The organism is Photobacterium ganghwense, assembly GCF_017329545.1.
Classification (GTDB): domain Bacteria; phylum Pseudomonadota; class Gammaproteobacteria; order Enterobacterales; family Vibrionaceae; genus Photobacterium; species Photobacterium ganghwense.
In genome coordinates, this window is record NZ_CP071326.1 from 1,116,978 (window position 1) to 1,138,166 (window position 21,189).

A 21,189-nucleotide genomic window follows, 5' to 3' on the forward strand; every position below is an offset into this window, starting at 1 on the left:
TTATTTTTTGGGGTTTTTAATGGCTTGCTGTGCAGCAATCACAGTTTGCTTATCATCGGGCACCAACTCCCGATAGTGCGTTAGTAACCGGGAAAGTTTGGGTGTGATGTAAGCATTGCAAAAGGGGCGATCCGGGTTGGCATAATAATAATCGTGCATACCCGGGTCACTGGAGGTGAATCGACGAATCATCAAGATTTGTGTCATCGAAAGCATTCGAGCTGGAGAAGCCATTCGAGTTGGAGAAACCATTCGAGTCGAAGAAGCTATCTGCGGTGAATGCGTGACTGGCGCTGAAATAGCCGTAGGCTGGGATAGCGAGGCCTGTCGATGTTGCAAAGCCTGAACGTGATTACGATTATCGTTCTGCAACGCTAACTCATTCAGCGCCTTCTCAACCGCACAGTATTGTTCTCCGTGATAGACATACACTGCTGATGGATAACGGGAACGCCGGACATGGGAGGAAGAGCTGTTATGTGTAAGCTGGTGAATGGCAACCAGACTTTCAATCGGAATCACATCGGGGTCAAACCAGACCAACACACTCTCGGTCAAAACACCATTAACCAAGACACTATCAACCATTACACGGTCACGTGGCGTAATCCAGCCCGGTAAGACTTTCATCACACCCCGTAATGACCGAAATACTGCCTCCACACACCAGTAACAGCCACCTGAAAAGCCCAGAATTTCAGTTCGCATTGTGGCTATCCTCACATCGCGCAACAGAATATGTTAAAGTCAGCACCCCGACCCCACTATCAAGCCACATTTTCAAACCACATTTTCAAACATGATGCGGTACTTTCAAACATGATGCGGTCAGGCTCAATACTAGATGCCTGCGGCTACCAGACCTTGCTGATAGCCCGTCTCCAACTTTTTCTTGTCTGTTGTCAGGCGACCAACGAGAAAATCCGCAGGCGGTGCAATCACTGTCATGTTACAGTCTTCGGGTGGATTATCGATAAAATCAATGGCCTGATTATAGCTCTCTGCCCTGTTCAATATGGCATCCGCTAATTTAGGAGTCTGAGCCAGCGTATGGCGCACCAGCCAGGGGCTGCGTGACGGCGTTTTGCGGTATCCACGGGGACGTGACAGGATCACGGTAATATCTCTGGCACCCATTTCATACGCCTTTTTCACCGGGATAGAATCCGCTACGCCACCATCGGTCATCGCAATGCCGTTAATTTCAGGATAGTCGCGGTACGCAATCGGCACAGAACAGGAGGCTTTGAGCAATTGATTAAGGTTTTCCGCCGTTGCCTTAATATAGGCAGCTTCACCCGTTTCAATCACTGTCGTCACAATATAGAAAGGAATATGCTGGCTAAACAACGTTTCGGTATCGAGCGCAATTTCTCTCAATGTAATGTCCCACAGCCAATCCAAATCCAGCCAGTGGCCACCTTTCACAAACCGCAGTAAGTCAATGAACTCAGGCCGACAGGAGTAATCGGTAATCACCCGATAGGAACGTCCGGACTGATTGGCCAGCCAGGCCGCAATATTGGTTGAACCGGCAGAAACGCCCAGACAAAAATCAAACGGGCGGTAGTTGGCCGCCAGATACTGATCCAGTACACCTGCAGCAAAAATTCCCCGCATGGCACCGCCTTCCACAATCAATGCCGACTTTCTTTCCTGCTGCGTGCTATCCTGTGTTGTCTTTTCCATGTTGGTCATCCTGTGAGTCCTGTTTTGTCAGTATGTTAGGAAATAAAGGTAAGACCATCCTGAACATTTCCTGAACAGACAAGGAATACTCCCATCAGCACATCCATTGACGGAGCCAGACTCAACTAAAGCTAATTGCTGCTCGCTGGAATCGGCTGTCTGCATCCTGATAGCACTGCGCATCCGGGCGATAATAATCAGCAGGCATCGCCGTCAGCAGCCCCTTGTCTTTTAATCGCTTCCATTCTTCTCGGGTGATACGTACATAAGCTAACTCTTGCTCCAATAAATGCTGAATGGCCGCGACGGACAATTCATCATCCCTGACCAGCGTTTTCAGCTTCCCGACCATGACTTCCAGCGGCAATTTTAACTCGCTGACACACAGCTTTAGATAGCCTGTTGCTCTGGCGGCTTTTGAAGGCATCGCATGAGGTAAAATCTGCGCCCAGTCAGGTTTATTCTGTCGGGTAACCAGACCGTGCCGGTAGCAGTAATACGCTTCAAAATACTGCCGCAGTGAGTGATACCGCTCGGCATACACTTCCAGATAGATATGCTGAAGCTCAATGCCTGCGTAGTAATCCAGTAACTCACGGTGTTGACTCTGGATGTCATGCGTACAACCAGTCGTTTCCTCACTCATGACTGGTCGACGATCTGAAATGTCATGTTGGTAGGCTCCAATACCTTGGCTGTTACAACTGGAACCTTGGCGATTAATACTGATGTTTGGGGAGGCTGGCTTAGGCTTTTTCATGTTGTTCTTATGGATACGACGGATGCCCGCAACAGTATCGCCTTTCCTGTTAATTTCAAGTCCATATTCTGACAAGTTCTGCTTCAACGATAGGTTGTCTGGAAACGCTCTGCAATGTTACGGCTTAATCGCCACGATTTATTTGAAATTTTTTCTGCGCTGCTCAGGTCTTATCAATCAGACTGATGGAACCGTATTTTTCATTGCCCATTACCCAATGCTACTGAGCAGAGCACTTCTTGTTCTTTTGGCAGTGGAGATCTGGTTCGTCACCTCACTTATCAGCCACGGAGATGAGCCTGCATGGCTCAACGTAACGACGGGAAAAGGACACTATGTTAATCAAAAAATCCAACCGCTGGTCACTCAGTGAAAATGAAGCTACACCGGAAACCGTCTACCGGCAACGCCGCGATATCCTGAAAAAGCTGGGGATCACTATGGTTGGTCTTCCATTAGCGAGTCAGGCTCAAGCCGGTCTGTTCGACCTGTTCGAAGGCGATAAAAAACCCGCGCCGGATAACCGCAGGGCTCTGGCCACCCGCTCGTCTTCATATTCTAACCGGCAGCTGGCACTGACGCCCGAAGATAAGATTCTGAAGTACAACAATTTCTACGAATTCGGCACAGACAAATCTGACCCGGCAGCCAATTCACAGCAATTTCGCACCAATCCGTGGAATATTCAGGTTGGAGGCATGGTTCGGAACCCAACGACACTGGGTTATGAAGACCTTTATAAGCACTTCCCTCTTGAAGAGCGTATCTACCGCCTGCGTTGTGTTGAGGCATGGTCGATGAACGTTCCCTGGATAGGCTTTCCACTGGCTTCACTGCTGAAAAAAGCCTCACCAACCAGTGGCGCCAAATACGTTGCCTTTCAGACCCTCTATGACCCGAAACAAATGCCGGGCCAAGCCTCACGCCGCCTCGGCGGTGGAATTGACTACCCGTATGTGGAAGGACTTCGTCTTGACGAAGCCATGCACCCGCTGACGCTGCTCGCAGTTGGCCTGTATGGCAAAACGCTGGCACCCCAGAATGGCGCCCCAATCCGCCTTGTTGTGCCTTGGAAATACGGGTTTAAAAGTATCAAGTCTGTCGTCAATATTACCCTGACAGACAAACAGCCGCCGACCACCTGGAACCTGCTGGCACCTAATGAATACGGTTTCTACGCCAATGTTAATCCTAAGGTGGATCACCCTCGATGGAGCCAGGCCAGCGAGCGCTTTATCGGCGAAGGCAGCTTATTCAGCAGCCGTCGCCAGCCAACGCAAATGTTTAATGGTTACGCCAGTGAGGTGGCCGGATTGTATAAAGGTATGGATTTGAAAAGGAACTACTGATGCCGATGCCGCACCGTCTCAAATTGTCTCCCCGACATATTACCGTGCTGAAAACGCTGATTCATGTTGTGTCTCTGCTCTTTGTGGCGCAATTGGTTTTACTGACGCTAACCGGTGGATTCGGGGCCGACCCGGTTCAAGGCATCAGCCATTTTACCGGCAAAGCCGCGCTCAATACCCTGCTTTTAACCCTGTGTGTATCGCCGGTTGCCCGTTGGCTGAAGCAAGGGTTATTAGTACGGGTACGGCGACTGCTCGGGTTATACAGTTTTTCGTGGGCGGTTCTGCATCTGACCGCTTACCTTGTTCTCGATTTGGGGTTGGACTGGTCACTGCTGCTCTCTGAAATCACAGAACGTCCATACCTGACTGTAGGCGCGGCGTGCTGGCTGATTCTGTGCGCACTTGCTGCAACGTCACCCCAACGTATGCAGCGACGCTTGGGGACTCGCTGGCAAAAACTGCACAACTGGGTGTATCTTGCTGTTGTACTGGCTCCGGTGCACTATTACTGGTCAGTCAAATCTGGTGTCGTCGAGCCCCTGCTCTACCTGCTGTTTGCTTTCGTACTTCTGGCTTGCCGTTATCGCACTTTTAAGCGCTGGCTACCCGCCGGAGCGACACCGTAAAACGAGAAGCCTCTGGTCGACAGCAATGGTTATCGCCTGATCATTAAGCTCTGTTTCCGATTTTTCCGTCGTACGCCCCGGAACTAAAAATGCGAAGGCTGTTCCTCAGGTTGTGTAAGCGTAGAGAAGATAGTGATTCTGCAACATTCATCCCGTCTAACCACCTGAAATAACATAGAAGATACGATTTTTTCTGATACGATAAACTGAAGATTCAGAGCCGGCTCCTCATCCCGGAGCCGGTTCTCTTTGTACCATGGTTTTTATCGGCGGAATTTCATTTGGTTTCTGACTACCTTTCAACCAGCATTCAACGCTTTCAGTCTGATTGTCTGCAGTTGTGTGAACAGCACTATCCCACTGTTCACAACCGCGGTATGCGTGAAAATCACCTCGGAAAAGCGCTGTGTCGTCGAATCATCGCTACCCTGAAAGAAGCCGGATTCTCTGCCGAGTTGATTCAGCGGCAAAATGAAGAGCAATTATCGCAGCCGGTATTCTGCATTCAGTCTGATGAATTTGCGGTTTGGGTAATTGCACACCGTCTGCTCAGTGCAAACCTTGCCCGTCGTCAGGCGCTCATCAAAGCGATTGTGCAGACAAGAGACATTTCTCAGGCCAATGCAGATTCAGAAACACACTCAGCATCTGAGCAACACACAGAAGCACAGGCAGGCAGCAGTACGGCTGCCACAACAACCAATCTCGGCACACAACCGGATACCCATCTGCCACAACATCTGGTATTAGTAGCAGACCACTGGTTTGATCGCAGTAAAGCCAGTAAGGAAATCCCTGCCTGGTGGCTGGGGCAACTGCCAGAAAACACAGAAGCATATTTGAAAGATGGTGTTCGACTATTGGTACCTGAAACGTCCTTACCGGCGCAATTGCAGCAACTGGGCCTTCAGCCCGGTCAGCATACCATCCATCATCCCCTCACAAGGGATCACGGTTCACGCACTGTCTACAAATACCTGCTTCTGACGGCTCATTACACATTGACGTGAAAGACCCTATGGAAAAGGATTCCCCGAGCGCATATTTGCCGCTCAAGCACGATTCAGTTTATCGCCTGTTTATCCGCTACACGTTGCCGACCATTGCCGCCATGCTGGTCACCGGTGTTTATGTGGCAATTGACGGCATGTTTGTCGGCCATTTCATCGGTGAAAACGGCCTTGCCGGTATTATGCTTGGCTACCCGATAGGATCCATTTTGTATGCGCTGGGTGCCATGATAGGCATGGGAGCCTCTGCACTGGTCTCCATCAAGCTGGGTCAGGAACAAAAAGCACAAGCCCGACAAATTGTTGGCAATGCCTTCACGCTGTGTCTTATTGTCTCTGTCCTGACCTGTAGCCTTGGCATGATGTTCAGCAAACCGATACTCATCTGGCTGGGTGCCGAAGGGGAAATTCTGCAAATGGCGCAGGATTACCTGTTCTGGTATTTCGCCATGGGAGCCTTTGCCATTCTGTCGATGGCCTTCTCCGCACTATTACGAAACGACGGCCAGCCAAACCGGGTTACGCTGATCATGATTTTTGGCGGGGTACTGAATGTCATACTCGACTGGTTGTTCATTGTCGTGATCCCCTGGGCGCTGACCGGTGCTGCCATCGCGACCATGCTCTCGCAGTTGGCTACTGCCTGGTTGTGCTTACAACATTTCTTTTCTGAAAAAAGCGAACTGCGAATTGGCTGGGATACCCTGCGTTTGCGCTGGCAACATTGTACGCAGATTGTACGACTGGGTTTTTCCAGCCTTCTGATGTACCTCTATCTGTCCGTGGTCCTGACCCTTCATAACAAAGCACTGCTCTGGGTTGGGAAACCCATCCATGTGGCCGCTTACGGGGTGATCAGTTACACCGAAGCATTCTTTTACCTGATTTTTGAAGGGATTGCGCTCGGCACTCAGCCAATTACCAGCTACAACACCGGGGCCGGACTGCATGATCGCGTCACAAAAACCCGTAATCTGGCTTTTGGTACGACCATCACTTTTGCTTTGCTGGGAGTCATCTTCCTGTACAGCATGCCGGAATGGGTGGTTTACCTGTTTGCCGGTGATAACGCTGCCCTGCAACCAGTCGCTATCGAAGGCATGCAACTCTATTTCTGGGGGTTACCAATGGAAGGCATGTTGCTGGTCGGCGCGACTTACTTCCAGTCAATCAATCAGGCTAAAACGGCCACAATGTTGACTGGCGGAAAACTCATCCTGATCACTTTGTTTATTTTCGCATTGGCCGGAGTCTGGGGAGTCAATGGTGTCTGGATAGCCCTGCCACTGTGCAGTACCACACTGGCTGTCTGGATGCTTTTTCAGCTAAGGCAACAGGCTCGCCCTCAACCGGCTTTGTCGATGGGTTAAAAGCAATTATTGACGGCTTAACCACAGGTAAACGTTTGCCATGTTGAAAATGGTGGTCTGTAGTTTAACTATTGACCACCTTCTTAATATCCAGTGACCTCAATCACAGAATGACTTGCCTTTACTGAATACTGATTTTCAAGTTAGTGACATCAGGTATCATGCTGCGCAAGCTAATCAATGTCTGGAAAGTCATTCATGTTCAAGAAAACCCTGCTTGCTGTTTCTCTCGCCGCGACATCCCTGTCTAGTGCCTCTGCTTTCGCCGTCGAACAAGTCGATCTTCTGATTAAAAACGCCACGGTACTTACCATGGATCAGAAGAAGAACGTCTTTGAACATGGTCTGGTTGCCGTAAAAGACAATAAGATCGTAGCCGTTACCGACGGTAGTGATCTCAAAGAGTATGAAGCCAGCCAAACGATTGATGCCGATGGCGATATTGTCATGCCCGGCCTGATCAATACTCACACCCATGTATCAATGACCGTTTTCCGTTCAATGGCGGATGATGTGCCAGATCGCCTGCACCGTTATATTTTCCCGCTGGAAAGCAAACTGGTGTCACGTGATATGGTGCGAATCGGTGCTCAATTAGGCAACGTGGAAATGGTCAAAGGTGGTGTCACCACTTACGCCGACATGTACTATTTCGAGGATGAGGTTGCCAAGACTGTCGACAAGATTGGCATGCGGGCAGTTCTCGGTGAAACGGTGATTAAATTCCCGGTTGCTGATGCCGCCAATGCAGATGAAGGCATTCAGTACGCGGTCAATTTTATTGAGTCCTACAAAGATCACCCGCGTATTACACCGGCGTTTGCTCCTCACGCACCCTACACTAACACCACAGAAACGCTGAAGAAAATCACTGAGCTGTCGAAAAAATATGACGTGCCAGTGCTGATCCACCTGGCAGAGTCTGAGCGTGAAAATCAGGTGATTGCAGAGCGCAGCGGCGGCAAATCACCGGTTGAGTACATGGCTGACATTGGCGCACTGACACCTAACCTGGTGGGTGCGCATGTTATCAACGTCAGCGACAGCGATATTGCTCTGCTTAAACAGCATGATGTTGGCGTGGCTCACAATATGAGTGCCAATATTAAATCTGCCAAAGGTGTTTCACCAGCACTGAAGATGTTTGATGATGGACTGCGTATTGGTCTGGGGACGGATGGGCCAATGTCCGGAAATACAATCAGCACCATTGACGAATTTAACCAAGTGGCAAAAGTCCACAAGCTGGTAAACAAAGATCGGGCAGCCATGCCGCCGGTAAAAGTCATTGAGATGGCAACCATAGGCGCAGCACGTGCACTGCACATGGAAGACAAGATTGGCTCTCTGGAGCCAGGCAAACTGGCTGACATCATTGTGGTGGACACCAAAGCACCGAACATGGTGCCGGTTTACAACCCGTATTCTGCACTGGTGTATTCCGCCTACGCGACGAATGTTAAACACACCATCGTTGACGGGAAAGTACTGATGCAGGATCGCCAGTTGCTGACAGCAGATGAAAAAGCGATTCGCGATGAAGCACTTAAGTTTGCAGATACCGTACGTAAAACTGTGATTGAAAGCGGCGAAGTCGTTCAGTAATTCGCAGCCCTCAGGCTAGCCGTCTGTCTATATAGGTAAAAAATATAAAAAGACAGGTAAAAATCATAAAAAGCAGCAATCTGATTGCTGCTTTTTTTGTTTTTCATTCCTCTCCTTTTCATTGGAGTTGGCTTCTAGTCTCATCATCGAATTATCGTACAAAAAACATGGTTGATAATGATATTAATTCTCATTAACATGTGGGGATAATAAACCAAGAGAGTACGATCATGACATATCAATTTACCCCGCTACCTTATCGCTATGATGCTCTGGAACCGTACATCGATGCAAAGACCATGGAAATCCACTATGACCGTCATCACAGTACCTATTTCACGAAATTCATGGAGGCGATCGCCGGTACAGAACTGGAAGATATGACACTGGAATCCATGTTTGCCAATGTGTCTTCCCTTGCACCAGCCATCCGGAATCACGGCGGGGGTTACTATAACCACAACCTGTATTGGGCCTGTATGTCTCCCCATGGTGGTGGCCAGCCGGGCGGTTTGCTGGCAGAAGCCCTGCATTGTCATTTTGGCAGTTTCGAGGATTTCAAAGAGGCGTTTTCCACACTGGCTGCCACACACTTTGGTTCCGGCTTTATCTGGTTGTCCGTAGTGGGCGGTCGTCTGGAAATTTCTTCCACCAGCAACCAGGATAACCCGTTGATGAACATTGCCGAGGTACAGGGAACCCCTATCCTTGCACTGGATGTCTGGGAACACGCCTACTACCTGAACTACCAGAACAAACGCCCTGACTACATTGACGCCTGGTGGCAGGTTGTTGACTGGGATCAGGTACAACAACATTACCTTGACGCGCTGCAATCTGTTTAGTTTGAAATACCCAAGGTCGAGAGGCACTAAAGAGAAACTCTTGGGTTAAGAGGCTCTTGGGCTAAAAGGTTTATTGAGGAAAGGACATCATGGACGTATCACGCTGGGAACAACTGACACTACGCGCACTTCATTCTGAGCGGGAAGACAATCCTTCTATCGCGGTCGTCCATTATCAGCTTGCGCTGGCGGAGTCTCAACAGCTTACGCCGATGAAAGGCACCCGGGATGAACTGGAAGAATTGCTCACCATTAAAGTGATGTCCTGCCATAATCTGGCTAACTTCTGGCGCAATCAGGGCGATGATGAATTTGAGCTGAAGTATCTTCAGCTTGCCTCAGAGCAGGTCATGGCAATGGTTCCGCAATGTCCACGACGCAACTGTGAAAGTTTTATCGCCTCGTTGGGCTGTTGTAAAAGCGCGCTGATTGAATTTCTGAAACGCCATCCGAACCCAATTGTCGCCAGACAGGTTGAGAACATCAATGTCAGCAATCAGTGTGAATTAATCGCACGGTTCCGGCTGCACTAGCAGACACTCAATTTTTCATAGCAAGCAGTAGACTGTCGCTTGGCGTCATCACTACCCGCCAGATACACCAGATACAAATAAGGCTCAGACTGATGTCTGAGCCTTATTTACCTGAGGGCTTTGTTTACCAGAGCCATCGGCTTAACCGGTAAAGAAACGCCACCACACAAATTGAGACAACGGAAATAGCCTTTCCAAGAGCCCTATTCAATCACCGCGAATTACGCAGCCATTGGATAGGACTCTCGTCCCGCATGTTTTGCTTTGCGGTTGAAGCTGCCTTTTCCTTTTTTCGCTTTTTCAACGCGAGAGCGGAACAGCTGGCTGGTAACCACTGCCTTCAACGCGTTATCACGGATGGTACCACGGCCGAATTCAGTGTCATTGACACGAAGTTCATGACCAATCTCGGTGTCTTTTACCGATGATTTTGCTTTACGATGTTTCGCCATATTTCACCTCAATGGGATGGAATAGTTAAATAACCAGTCATGTGTCTATACAAGCAAGAAACACAAGGAAGTAACGGTTCAGTTTCACGCCAGCTCCCCTGTTTTTCGTGAGTGAGCATAGCGCTGCTGACACAGGAATACAAGCGGTGAACCGGGTAAAAGTACACTATTTTTTTGTGTCCGCACCAGCCAATTGTACGCCGTATCTTTCTTGGTAAAGTTGCAGGAAAAACAATACGATATCTCTCGCCACCCGGTTGTTTTCACAATTTGCCAGAAACACCATTCCGGTCTGGGTATTGCGGTTAAAAACCATTTCCGTACGAAACCCTTTCACCCATCCTCCATGGTGCACAAAACCAGTCAGCCCACGGTAATCAAACAGTCGCCATCCTAACCCGTAGGTCACATTGCTCATTCTGGCGCGATAACGGTATTGATTCGCCCTGACATGTGGCTTATGCATAATCTCCAGCAGAGACGGCTCTAATACTGTCGGCTGCTGCCCCATCTGAGCCAGCATCCATTTCGCGAGATCCTGCGCACTTGCATTAATTCCGGCAGCGGCAGGCACCCGATAGTAGAACGGAGTGGGCTGCACAGCCCCACAGCCCGACTTCACCTTAACATGTGGCGAAGCCCGATTATCGGCCTGTTTGTAGCCCTCCATGCCAAAGGAGGCATTGTCCATCCTGAGCGGAATAAAGACCTGCTCTTTAACAAACGTCGGGTAATCCACTCCGGCGGCCAAGGCCAGCATGTCTGCCGATAAGTTATAAACTACATTCTGATAGCTGTAACAGTTACCCGGTTCGCAGACGAATTTTACCCTGTTAAGAATCTGAAGAATTTTAGGATAAGACACATTGTCTTCCAGCAAATCAGAATAGGCCTGCGCGACCAACCCTGTCGATTGTGACAAGACATGGCGTAGAGTCACTTCTTTACCCAGATCAGCGTCACTGAAGGTAATGTTTTCGAGGTATGGCACGACATGGGTATCCCATTCCAGCAAACCACGTTCGACCAGAATCGACACCGCCGCTGAAGCGAATGTCTTAGATATAGAAGCCAGCGGGAATACAGTGGCTGAGTTAACCTTTTTATTCGAACCGTTTTTGACGACGCCATAGCCCCGTAACAATCTGATGTCACCGTTAATCACGACAGCCAGAGCGGCACCCGGAAGACCTTGCTTTACTTCTTTTTTTACATATTGATCGAGCTTAACGGCAATGTCGTCAAACTGGGCAGAGAACACAGAGCCGGAGGCCACCAGACAAGTGGCAAGTACCAGCGTCCTACAACTGTTCATAAATGTATGTACCTAGCCTAAAGCTCACTTATCGTATTAGTCAGACACCCAGATGGAGTCAGATTTTAAGCGTAGCTCTGGTGGCAGTACTTCCTACTTCTCTGTATTGAGATTTTGAGAACAAAGTGCTGTCCTAGTACGCCTGCCGTTTGGAGCAGGCGATCGCACAGTGGCTAGAAGGAAGGGTGCGACAGACAGGAAGAAACAAGCTGGATCAAACCGAATCGAAGAGACGGAAAACAAGAAGCGAGCTGAACTCTGTTGCTGTGTATGCCAGCCAGAAAGTCAGGACGATGTAAAGTCGTACCCCACAAACAAAAATATTTGGTGTTGAGCCAAGAAAAATACCATTTTATCCACTATTATATTTTTGTTCGTGCCAAAAAAATTTTAAATACTGTTCATTTGTAATTTTATAAATTCAATCCATTTATATACACGAACAAGTGTTAGCTGAAAAATAAAATACAAGTGTACGCTCAAAGTAACAAACACAGAGTACAACTGTTCGCTTAAATTTGTTTTTTGATTAATTTTGGTGCAAACACTCAGTGAGAAAAATTCGCAATTAGATTTTTTGCACTATTCTTACATGCAGTGTAACTAATTGTTTTAATTTAAGTTAAACTCATCTGACCAGCACCAAACTGAGACCTGGAACACATTTTAACTTCCCATCTTCTAATTTAACGTTACAATACATCGCCTTGTTCTTGTGGCGAACAGAAGTATTAAAAGGTTTCGAATCATGAAAGTTGCCGATTTTATCAAGCAGAAGCGTGAAAGCATTTTTCCTCATTCATTTGAGTTGAAAGATTTGCTGTCACCCTCACTTCGTGAGCACTGGCTTGATTTTGTGAATAAAACAAATAAATCACAGCTTGGCGCGTTAATTTCCGGAAAAACGTCTGCGTCAAATGACGACAATGTTGTTCATGCTGTCGAAACCCTTGAGAAGCCGGTTTTTGAAAAGCCATCTTTTGAAAAGACTGAAGCTGAAAAACCTGCGCCGGCTCCTGTTGTCATGAAACCGGAAGCGGAGCAGTTGTACAAAGAACTGACGGCATCTCTGGGGGAAGTACTTCACACGGGTGAATGGCTAATGGTGGATCAAGACCGCATCAACAAATTTGCGGACGTTACAGAAGATCACCAGTGGATTCACACCGACCCTGAACGTGCTGCTCAGGAGTCACCATTCAAAACCACAATTGCACACGGTTTTCTGACTTTGTCATTACTTTCTGCCCTGACTGACAGTGTGGACCCGAACAAACAGAAGTTTCCGACCGCTAAAATGACCGTTAACCTGGGCTTTAACAAGGTACGCTTCCCTTACCCCGTCAAGTCCGGCAACCGCGTGCGTGCAACAACCCGTATTCAGTCAGTTACACCAATCAAACGTGGCCTGGAAATTGTTCAGGAGCTGACAGTCGAAATTGAAGGCGTTCGTCGTCCGGGCTGTGTGGCTGAATCGGTTATTCAGCTGCACTTCTGATAGCGGCCTTACCGCTATTCGATATTACCGCTATTCGATACAGGTTAAACACCGTCCTCTCATAAAAATAAAGCGCCACTGGCGCTTTATTTTTTTCTGACGCCGCTTTTATTTCAGAATTGCGGACTCTCTGAGTTTTGGCTCGCTGCAATCGCTCTTACTGTTTTCCGCTCTACCTGCTGAACCGAAAGAAACCCCTCAGTTTTTAATGGCGAGATGAACCAAAGTGTCTTTCGCTTCCAGGTCATCCACGCTCCATCCCCTTCCCATTGCCGCACGTCGTAACGCAGCCAGATCCCCCATATAAGGTTCAGCATCATGCTTATTCAGGCTGATGTACTGATACTCTTCATGGCCTTTCCCGCACAACAACAGCACGTCATTAGGCATCAGCTGGTTCACGGCCTGCTCAATGGCCAGTGCCCGATCAGGCACTATTACAGCTTTCGCCATCAGCGATGCGTCCAGATCGCGGGTCAACGCACTAAACATATCCGACTGATCCACACCCAGCGGATTATCGGTCGTAAAGACGACATGATCCGATTTTCCGGCACACAACCGCCCTATCTCAGGCGCATCTTCCAGCCGCTCTCCCGTCACACCAATGACGGTCAGCACTCTGCCAGCGCCATTTTCCTGCGACATGAGGGCTGACGAACCGGTGACTTGCAACTCAGGGACTGGCGAATCACCCCGAACGTTCTGATATAAGTTCAGTAAACTGTCGTAGTTATGGGCATAATCGAGAATGACGGTTGCGCCATTGGCTAAGGTATACACTTCACTGCGACCCGGTGCCGGTTGCAGTGCGCCCAGTCGGTTGACCGCGTCTGACATATTCAGCCCTGAAGCAACCAGCAACGCCAGCATCACCAGTGTGTTTTCAATGTTGAAATCGAATGGCAGAACTGTCGCCACAGGATACGTTTCCCCACCATAATGCAGAACAAACGTTGCGCCTTTGCACGTGGCCGTAATGTTCTGTGCGTACAAGTCAGCATCCGGGTCATAACGGCTGAACGTTAGCATGGCGTATTTGCTTCGGCACCGATCAAGCACCGACACCACTTGCTCATCATCCAGATTCACGACCGCCGTACCTCCCGGCTTTAATCGGTCAATCAAGCGCAACTTGGCCTGAATGTAATCTTCTCGGTTACGGTGATAATCCAGATGATCCGAACCAATATTGGTGATAACAACGGCATCAAAATCAATATGTGTTACACGATCCTGCGATAGCGCATGGCTACTGACTTCCATCACATGGTGTGTAACCCCGGCTTGCTGCATCGCATGAAACAGGTTCAGCAACGTAATCGCATCGGGCGTGGTGTTATCCAGCGGGTAAAAAACATTGGCAAAGGCACTGCCCAACGTACCTGTGTACGCCGACATACCATCAATGTTCAGTAGCTGGCTCAAACAATACGCCACCGTTGTTTTTCCATTGGTGCCTGTTACGCCGATATGTTTCAGCTTATCCTGCGGGTACTGATAATACTGGTTGATCAAACTGATACTGGTACTGTGGCTCGGGCTTACAAGGCAGGGTACCGAAATTTCCAGCTGACGATTTGCAATAACGGCAATCGCCCCACGGTTTACAGCGTCAGTTGCAGACAAGTGACTGTCCCAGGTCAGCCCCTGACGACAGACAAACACATCTCCGGGCTGGATTTTCTGACTGTGAGTTTTGAACGCTTTCACATCGAGCGCATTGAGTGTGGCAAGTAAGGAATGATGACTGGAATTCATTGGTGGTTCTCAAACTACACGAACAAGCACCACGAAAAATCGAAACGTGATGAAAATACTGGTATTTTACTGCTTTTAAGGACATTCGCGAAACAATAGAAGGGATTTATCGTGATTCATATTGAACCTTACGCCCCGCACCATACCAGCCAGATCATTTCTCTAAAGATAGCAGATGGTCAGGAGCGATTTACCCTCCTGCCGGAGGGCTTCATTAGCGAGTCTCCCCCTCACCTTCACCGGCATGTCATTCTGCTTGAGGGGACTGTCATTGGCTACTTCCGAATTGATACCGCCTACCCGGAAAACTACCCGTTTTGCCCTCAGACCTCACTCGGATTACGGGCGCTTCTGATCGATTCCCGTCAGCAGGGTAAAGGCTATGGTCAGGCTGCCATGGCGGCACTCCCGATGTATCTTCGGGACGTGTACCCAGATCATCACGCGGTTTACTTAACAGTTAACTGCCAGAACCCGGTTGCCCACCGCTGTTACATAAAAGCAGGCTTTGACGATACCAAAGAACTTTACCTAGGCGGCCCCGCCGGACCTCAGCACATTATGCGTATGGATCTCATCAACCGTTAAGTGTCGACACAATATACTGAGGAAACAGCAGAGCATGGCAGGTCGCGATCAATCCTCTGACCGAATCGTACCTGCCCTCTCATCCAAACACCAGCTCACCCCATACGTTGTCATTGAGTTTAATACAATCAAGACCATACCCTAAAGACGAAACCATTAAGCCCAACCCATAAGCCCCTATAACAAGATAGATACGAACGACATCCACTGACTTCGGCCCAAATGGCTTTTCCACATATTACGTATACACTTTTTACTTGGGCATATTTGCATCGCAACTAGTCTTCATCGCCTGAATCGAGTGAAGGTTCTCACCTGATACCGCCAGTTTCCAGGAGTCTAGGCATGACACACCATTACGCCACAGCTACCTCTTTCCCCATTCAGAAACTCAATATGTTAAGTGCAGTCGTCGCCGCCTGTTGTACTGTCATGACGCTTCCTTCTTATGCTGAAAGTGTCACTACCGATGCGGGCTCGATTGATTCGAAACAAGTTGCACGTTTTTTCCAACAAAAAGGTTATTCACCTTACGCCGGACGAGCCTATTCGACTCGTCCTCTCTGGGGGGAGTTACATCTGCATACTTCCTGGTCTGCTGATGCGATTGCAGCGGGTACGCGTGTCGGACCAGATGAAGCACTTCGTTACGCGGAAGGCAAAGAAATCACATCCAGTACCGGCCAGGCCGTCAGGCTGTCGAGACCGTATGACTGGATGATGGTTGCCGACCATTCCGATGCAATGGGCGTAATGAGCGCGGTATTGGAGGGCAAAAGCTCATTCATGACTGATCCAACCCTGAAACGCTGGCATGAAGGTATGCAAGCCGGAGGGGAGGATGCCAGTAAAGTGGTGATGGAAATCATTACTTTACAAGGACAAGGTAAATTACCTGAAGCCATGACAGATACAAAAGTACAAATGGACACATGGAAAGACATGACGGAAATTGTGGAAAGCCACAATAAACCAGGTACTTTTACCGCTTTGATTGGTTACGAGTGGACATCCAATTATGGTGGCGGGAATAACTTGCACCGTAATATCGTATACAGAGATGGAAAGGCACTAGCGGACCAAGTGCGACCGCTTACGACGTTTGATACGGAGATCCCAAACCAGTTATGGGATTGGATGCAAGGGTACGAAGAGAAAACCGGTGGGCAGGTTTTAGCCGTGCCACACAATGGTAACTTGTCGAACGGCCTGATGTTTTCCACCGAAACGCCAGACGGTAAGCCAATTGATGCAAAATGGGCCGAAGCGCGTGCACGATGGGAACCGTTGTACGAAGTCACGCAAAGCAAAGGGACATCAGAGCAACACCCTTCTCTCGCACCCGCCGATGAATTTGCCAATTTCGAAATCTGGGATAAAGGAAACTTAAATGTCGTGCCAAAAGAGCCAGGCATGATTGAGCGGGAATACGCACGTGAAGCGTTAAAAAATGGTCTAAAACTTGAGGAAGAATTTGGCACCAACCCGTTTAAATTTGGCTTGGTTGGTTCAACCGATGACCACACAGGCATTTCTTCAGCGGAAGAAAACAATTTCTTTGGCAAGTTCCCAGCGAGCGAACCAAGCGCTGAACGTTCGACTGGCAACGCATTCGATTTTGAAGGTCGTACGGTGAAAGACTGGCAGTTAGGCGCATCCGGCCTGACTGCGGTATGGGCTGAAGAAAATACCCGCGCGTCAATTTGGGATGCGATGAAACGGAAAGAGGTCTACGCCACCACCGGTACGCGTATATTGGTACGATTCTTTGGCGGTTGGGACTTCAAGCCAGAAGATGTCCTCAGTCGCAACCCCGGCGCGGTCGGTTACGGTAAAGGCGTACCGATGGGCGGTGACCTCACCACACCGGACAATGGCGCTAAAGCACCGAGCTTCCTTGTCGCGGCACTGAAAGACTCATTCTCCAGCAACCTAGACCGTATTCAAATCATTAAAGGCTGGCTTGATAAAGCGGGAAAACCACAAGAAAAAGTTTACAATGTCGTGTGGTCTGGTGACCGTAAGTTAGATAAAGACGGTAACTTGCCATCGATTGGCAATACCGTGGATGTGGCTAACGCGACGTGGACAAACACCATCGGCTCATCAGAACTAATAACCGTATGGCAAGATCCCGACTTTGACCCGAGCTTAAAAGCGTTCTATTACGCTCGTGTTATCGAAATACCCACCCCACGCTGGACAGCTTACGACAAAGCATATTTTGCTGATGCGAAGTTTTCAGACGAGGTACCGATGACAGTAACCGAGCGCGCGTATACCTCTCCAATTTGGTATACCCCGTCTAAACAATAACCTTTACCCCTTCATTTCTTACCGTAATGAAGGGGTAATTTCATCTGACTTTTGGCGGTTTATGGAAAAACTCATTCGGGAACCTCTGATTCATTTTTTACTGATAGGTGCCTTGTTGTTTGTCGCTTTCGATTATATAAACGACGAACCTGAACAAGGACAGCTGAAGATCATCAATGTCACCCGGGCCGACATTGAAAATATCATCAACAACTTTCACAACACTTGGCAGCGTCCCCCCAGTGAACAAGAACTCACTCAGTTAATTGAAGAAAAAATAAGAGACGATATTACTTACCAAGAAGCCTTGTCTTTAGGGCTGCAAAACGAGGATCTCTATATTAAACGCAGATTGCGCATGAAGTTAGAGTCGCTCTATATCGATCTTTCTGCCGGAAAAGCCCCCACTCAAAGCGAGTTAGAAAGCTACCTGAAGCGCCATGCGGATGACTTTGTGATTGACAGTCAACTCGCCTTCTCACAAATTTATTTTTCCCCTCAACATACTCAAGAAGAACTTGATACACAGATTCAGTCGCTAAAAAAGCAGCTTAACCAGCACCATTCACAAGCGAATATCGAGCAGTTAGGCGACTCAACGTTACTGGCAAACCATTATCCATTGATGTCTATCAGAACGATTCATAACCAATTCGGAAAAGCTTTTGCAGACTCAATAGATACTTTGGAGCAGGGAAAATGGGCAGGCCCTATTCGCTCACAATATGGCTATCACCTAGTCAAAGTTGAGCATCGCATCCCGAGTTACATACCAGAGTTAAGAGAAGTAAAAGCCACCGTGGAGCGAGGTGTACTTTCAGAGCGTCGCCAGCAATTTCTGGATATCCATTATCAGCGTTTGCGCCAGCAATACACAGTAAAGATTGATAACAGCGGCAGCCAAAAGGCGATGCCATGAAGAAGCCATATTGCCGTTCATCAACATGGCTTGGCCTAATATTGCTGCTAATCACCCTCAGCAACATCGCCAATGCCCATGAAAGCCAGCCCGGTGTTGTGGATATCACCCAGCTGGATGAACAGCGTTATCAGGTCGTCTGGAAAGCCCCGATTTATTACGGCAAACCTCATCCTGCTCAACTGGAGTTGCCAGATGCATGGGAGGAAATAGCACCCGCCTCAACCTTCGCCAGCAAAGATGCACACATCACCACAAAAATTGTCGCCGTCGATAAAACACAATTTAACGGCGCGACCTTACGCTTTCCCAGACTAGAAAAAACCATCACCGATGTTTTGGTACGAACTGTATTCACTGACGGCAGTGAGTTTACCTATATCGCCAGCCCCACTCGCCCATCGGTCACCTTGAGAGGCGAGCGAAGCTGGCATCAGGCTGGCGCGGAATATGTGGCGCTGGGATTGCACCACATATTGCTGGGAATAGATCATTTGTTGTTTGTCCTTGGCTTAATGCTGATCGTCAAAACAAAACTAGCATTACTTAAAACCATCACTTCATTTACGCTGGCTCACTCCATCACGCTTGGGCTGGCAACACTAGGACTTGCGTCCGTACCACTGCCGCCGTTGAACGCCACGATTGCCCTGTCCATTCTGTTTTTAGGCCCGGAAATCATAAAAGCACGCCGAGGACAACCAAGCTGGACAATTCACTATCCATGGATAGTGGCATTCGGATTTGGACTACTACACGGATTTGGTTTTGCCAGCGGATTGACCACCACTGGCATGCCGAAAGCAGAGCTTCCGCTGGCACTCCTGTCATTCAATATTGGCGTCGAACTCGGTCAAATCGGTTTTGTCGGCTTGGCGCTTGCCATGCTCTGGGCATTTAACACGCTCAACGTTCGCTGGCCTGAATGGGTTTCGTGGATTCCCGGCTATCTCGTCGGAAGCCTGGGCGCTTACTGGACGATTCAAAGAACAGTCATACTGGCTGGAGGATTATAAACATGAGGCAGGCGTATCACCGTCAGCTGCTGCTATCAGGCATCGCATTAAGTGTGTTGATATCACCGATTGCCCAAGCCCACGTTCAAGGAAACCCCGCAGCCGGATTCGTCACTGGTTTGGGGCATCCTTGGTCTGGCCTTGATCATATCTTAGTCATGATTGCGGTGGGCATCTGGGGGGCTCAGTTAGGTCGACCAGCCGTTTGGCTTTTACCCGTTGCGTTTCCTATGATGATGGCATTTGGCGGTTTTATCGGCTTACTCGGATTACCTTTTCCCAGCGTCGAAGTTGGTATCTCCCTTTCGGCTATCGTGCTGGGTTTTATGGTGCTGATGGAAGCCAAAGCAAACATGAAATTTATCGTTGCCTTAGTTGGATTTTTCGCCCTTTTTCATGGCTATGCACACGGCACAGAATTACCTAAAGGACAAAATGGACTGCTGTATTCGATAGGTTTTGTGGTTGGCACTGGCACACTTCACTGTGTGGGTATCAGTTTAGGTCTGTTACATCGCTTTAATTCTGGGAAACTGATTTTGCGAGGTGCTGGTTCCGTTGTCATGGTGATGGGAGGCGTCTTTTTGTGGCAGGCTCTGCTGTAACTCTCAAACGCTTCACTCGCTTGAAAAGATGGAATGCCGGCGTCGCAATAATGCTTGCGCTTCTGCCTTGCTTTGCACACGCTCACCTTGTGAACACCGGTTTGGGCCCTGTTTATGATGGCATTACGCATTTATTCATCACGCCTGAAGACCTACTCACTGTCATCGCATTAGCACTCTACTGCGGGCTATCAGGAGCATCGGCCAGCCGTTTAGGTATGTTTGCATTCCCCATTGCTTGGTGTATTGGCGGTCTCATTGGCCTGACTACGACCATCGACTCATCCTCCCTGCCCATTGCCGCCATTTCTTTTGTACTGCTGGGCGTATTAGTCGCAGCGGATGTCGTCATACCCAAACGCCATTTGGTTATAGTCATTGCTTTTGTCGGGTTTGCACATGGTGTTTTTAACGGTCAGGCCCTTCAAGCAGGCCCGGCAGCAGCAGGACTAATTGGCACCATCGGCGCTTTATTTGTACTTATGACATTAGTCAGCGCGAGTGTGGTTGCCCTGAAATCTGCATGGACACGGATTGCAGTGCGCGTGTTAGGTAGCTGGGTATCAGCCAGCGGAATATTGCTCTTTGGTTGGTATCTGAAGACGGTTATTTGATGATCTTATGTGACGGTCAGAGGTGTTTGAAGCAGCCTCAAAATGAGGCTGAAAGCTAACAAGGATACTAGGGGCAGGTCACGATGGTTAGTCGATGAAGAATGCTTTTGGAAGGTGTTTCGCCTGACCCAATTCAACCCGACGTTCTGCATCCTTTCTTTTTGGATGACGTTCAAAAAATAAAACATTGATTTGTTGTTCAACCAATAGATTACTTTGCTATGAAGTTTAGACGTTCTCTCTATTTATGCATGAGGTAATAGCTGAGTTATAACGATATTAACTTGAGCCTTCTGATTGAATAGCTTCTGGTGT

20 protein-coding genes and 1 pseudogene are annotated in these 21,189 nt (G+C 48.6%); 15 read left to right on the top strand and 6 right to left on the bottom strand.

Annotation, left to right across the window (positions count from 1 at the left end):
* The 3 genes from FH974_RS21185 to FH974_RS21195 all read right to left on the bottom strand — a co-directional run bounded on the left by FH974_RS21185 (position 1) and on the right by FH974_RS21195 (position 2,449).
* Positions 1-708 (bottom strand): peptide-methionine (S)-S-oxide reductase, encoded by a 708-nt coding sequence (locus FH974_RS21185; RefSeq protein WP_207103738.1) that lies wholly within the window; start codon positions 706-708, stop codon positions 1-3.
* 132 nt (positions 709-840) lie between these two features.
* Entirely contained in the window at positions 841-1,689 is an 849-nt protein-coding gene (locus FH974_RS21190) for a patatin-like phospholipase family protein (protein WP_047886320.1), read from the bottom strand.
* A gap of 121 nt (positions 1,690-1,810) precedes the next feature.
* Positions 1,811-2,449 (bottom strand): hypothetical protein, encoded by a 639-nt coding sequence (locus FH974_RS21195; RefSeq protein ID WP_242551903.1) that lies wholly within the window; start codon positions 2,447-2,449, stop codon positions 1,811-1,813.
* Positions 2,450-2,471: 22 nt separating this feature from the next.
* Between FH974_RS21195 and FH974_RS21200 the strand changes: the two genes are divergently transcribed.
* From FH974_RS21200 to FH974_RS21235, 8 genes are all read left to right on the top strand, one after another.
* Complete coding sequence (locus FH974_RS21200) at positions 2,472-2,822, top strand: hypothetical protein (protein ID WP_146149696.1); 351 nt, start codon at positions 2,472-2,474, stop codon at positions 2,820-2,822.
* Entirely contained in the window at positions 2,785-3,798 is a 1,014-nt protein-coding gene (gene msrP / locus FH974_RS21205) for a protein-methionine-sulfoxide reductase catalytic subunit MsrP (protein ID WP_047885815.1), read from the top strand. Before FH974_RS21200 ends, msrP begins: the two co-directional genes overlap by 38 nt.
* Complete coding sequence (msrQ, locus tag FH974_RS21210) at positions 3,798-4,427, top strand: protein-methionine-sulfoxide reductase heme-binding subunit MsrQ (RefSeq protein WP_273859680.1); 630 nt, start codon at positions 3,798-3,800, stop codon at positions 4,425-4,427. The genes msrP and msrQ overlap by 1 nt, the downstream gene beginning before the upstream one ends.
* A gap of 281 nt (positions 4,428-4,708) precedes the next feature.
* Positions 4,709-5,437, top strand: a complete 729-nt coding sequence (locus FH974_RS21215) for a hypothetical protein (protein WP_047885816.1) — start codon at positions 4,709-4,711, stop codon at positions 5,435-5,437.
* Between the two features lie 8 nt (positions 5,438-5,445).
* Complete coding sequence (locus FH974_RS21220; RefSeq protein ID WP_047885817.1) at positions 5,446-6,807, top strand: MATE family efflux transporter; 1,362 nt, start codon at positions 5,446-5,448, stop codon at positions 6,805-6,807.
* 198 nt (positions 6,808-7,005) lie between these two features.
* Positions 7,006-8,412 (top strand): amidohydrolase, encoded by a 1,407-nt coding sequence (locus FH974_RS21225; RefSeq protein WP_047885818.1) that lies wholly within the window; start codon positions 7,006-7,008, stop codon positions 8,410-8,412.
* Positions 8,413-8,642: 230 nt separating this feature from the next.
* Positions 8,643-9,257 (top strand): superoxide dismutase, encoded by a 615-nt coding sequence (locus FH974_RS21230; protein WP_207103739.1) that lies wholly within the window; start codon positions 8,643-8,645, stop codon positions 9,255-9,257.
* A gap of 89 nt (positions 9,258-9,346) precedes the next feature.
* The gene (locus FH974_RS21235) at positions 9,347-9,790 is read left to right on the top strand and encodes a DUF2753 family protein (protein ID WP_047885820.1); all 444 of its coding nucleotides are present in this window, start codon (positions 9,347-9,349) and stop codon (positions 9,788-9,790) included.
* A 236-nt stretch (positions 9,791-10,026) separates the two neighbouring features.
* Here FH974_RS21235 and FH974_RS21240 read toward each other — a convergent pair.
* Together FH974_RS21240 and FH974_RS21245 are read right to left on the bottom strand one after the other, a co-directional pair.
* Positions 10,027-10,197 (bottom strand): annotated as a pseudogene (locus FH974_RS21240) (alternative ribosome-rescue factor A); the annotation flags it as partial.
* Between the two features lie 211 nt (positions 10,198-10,408).
* Positions 10,409-11,557 (bottom strand): serine hydrolase domain-containing protein, encoded by a 1,149-nt coding sequence (locus FH974_RS21245; RefSeq protein ID WP_047885822.1) that lies wholly within the window; start codon positions 11,555-11,557, stop codon positions 10,409-10,411.
* Between the two features lie 748 nt (positions 11,558-12,305).
* Here FH974_RS21245 and FH974_RS21250 point away from each other — a divergent pair.
* Positions 12,306-13,055 (top strand): MaoC family dehydratase, encoded by a 750-nt coding sequence (locus FH974_RS21250; protein WP_207103740.1) that lies wholly within the window; start codon positions 12,306-12,308, stop codon positions 13,053-13,055.
* A gap of 198 nt (positions 13,056-13,253) precedes the next feature.
* On the opposite strand, the gene FH974_RS21255 is transcribed toward FH974_RS21250, so the two are convergent.
* Positions 13,254-14,816 carry a Mur ligase family protein gene (locus FH974_RS21255; RefSeq protein ID WP_053061865.1) on the bottom strand — a complete coding sequence of 521 codons (1,563 nt, stop codon included), beginning with the start codon at positions 14,814-14,816 and terminating at the stop codon, positions 13,254-13,256.
* 111 nt (positions 14,817-14,927) lie between these two features.
* Between FH974_RS21255 and FH974_RS21260 the strand changes: the two genes are divergently transcribed.
* The 6 genes from FH974_RS21260 to FH974_RS21285 all read left to right on the top strand — a co-directional run bounded on the left by FH974_RS21260 (position 14,928) and on the right by FH974_RS21285 (position 20,874).
* A complete protein-coding gene (locus tag FH974_RS21260) occupies positions 14,928-15,404 on the top strand; it encodes a GNAT family N-acetyltransferase (RefSeq protein WP_047885824.1) in 477 nt (158 codons plus the stop codon).
* A 345-nt stretch (positions 15,405-15,749) separates the two neighbouring features.
* Positions 15,750-17,720, top strand: coding sequence for a DUF3604 domain-containing protein (locus FH974_RS21265; protein WP_207103741.1), 1,971 nt, complete (start codon positions 15,750-15,752; stop codon positions 17,718-17,720).
* Between the two features lie 61 nt (positions 17,721-17,781).
* Positions 17,782-18,639, top strand: a complete 858-nt coding sequence (locus FH974_RS21270) for a peptidyl-prolyl cis-trans isomerase (protein WP_207103742.1) — start codon at positions 17,782-17,784, stop codon at positions 18,637-18,639.
* Positions 18,636-19,655, top strand: a complete 1,020-nt coding sequence (locus FH974_RS21275; RefSeq protein ID WP_047885826.1) for a HupE/UreJ family protein — start codon at positions 18,636-18,638, stop codon at positions 19,653-19,655. The genes FH974_RS21270 and FH974_RS21275 overlap by 4 nt, the downstream gene beginning before the upstream one ends.
* A gap of 2 nt (positions 19,656-19,657) precedes the next feature.
* A complete protein-coding gene (locus FH974_RS21280) occupies positions 19,658-20,260 on the top strand; it encodes a HupE/UreJ family protein (RefSeq protein WP_207103743.1) in 603 nt (200 codons plus the stop codon).
* Complete coding sequence (locus FH974_RS21285; protein ID WP_146149697.1) at positions 20,242-20,874, top strand: HupE/UreJ family protein; 633 nt, start codon at positions 20,242-20,244, stop codon at positions 20,872-20,874. The genes FH974_RS21280 and FH974_RS21285 overlap by 19 nt, the downstream gene beginning before the upstream one ends.
* Positions 20,875-21,189 lie beyond the last annotated feature (315 nt).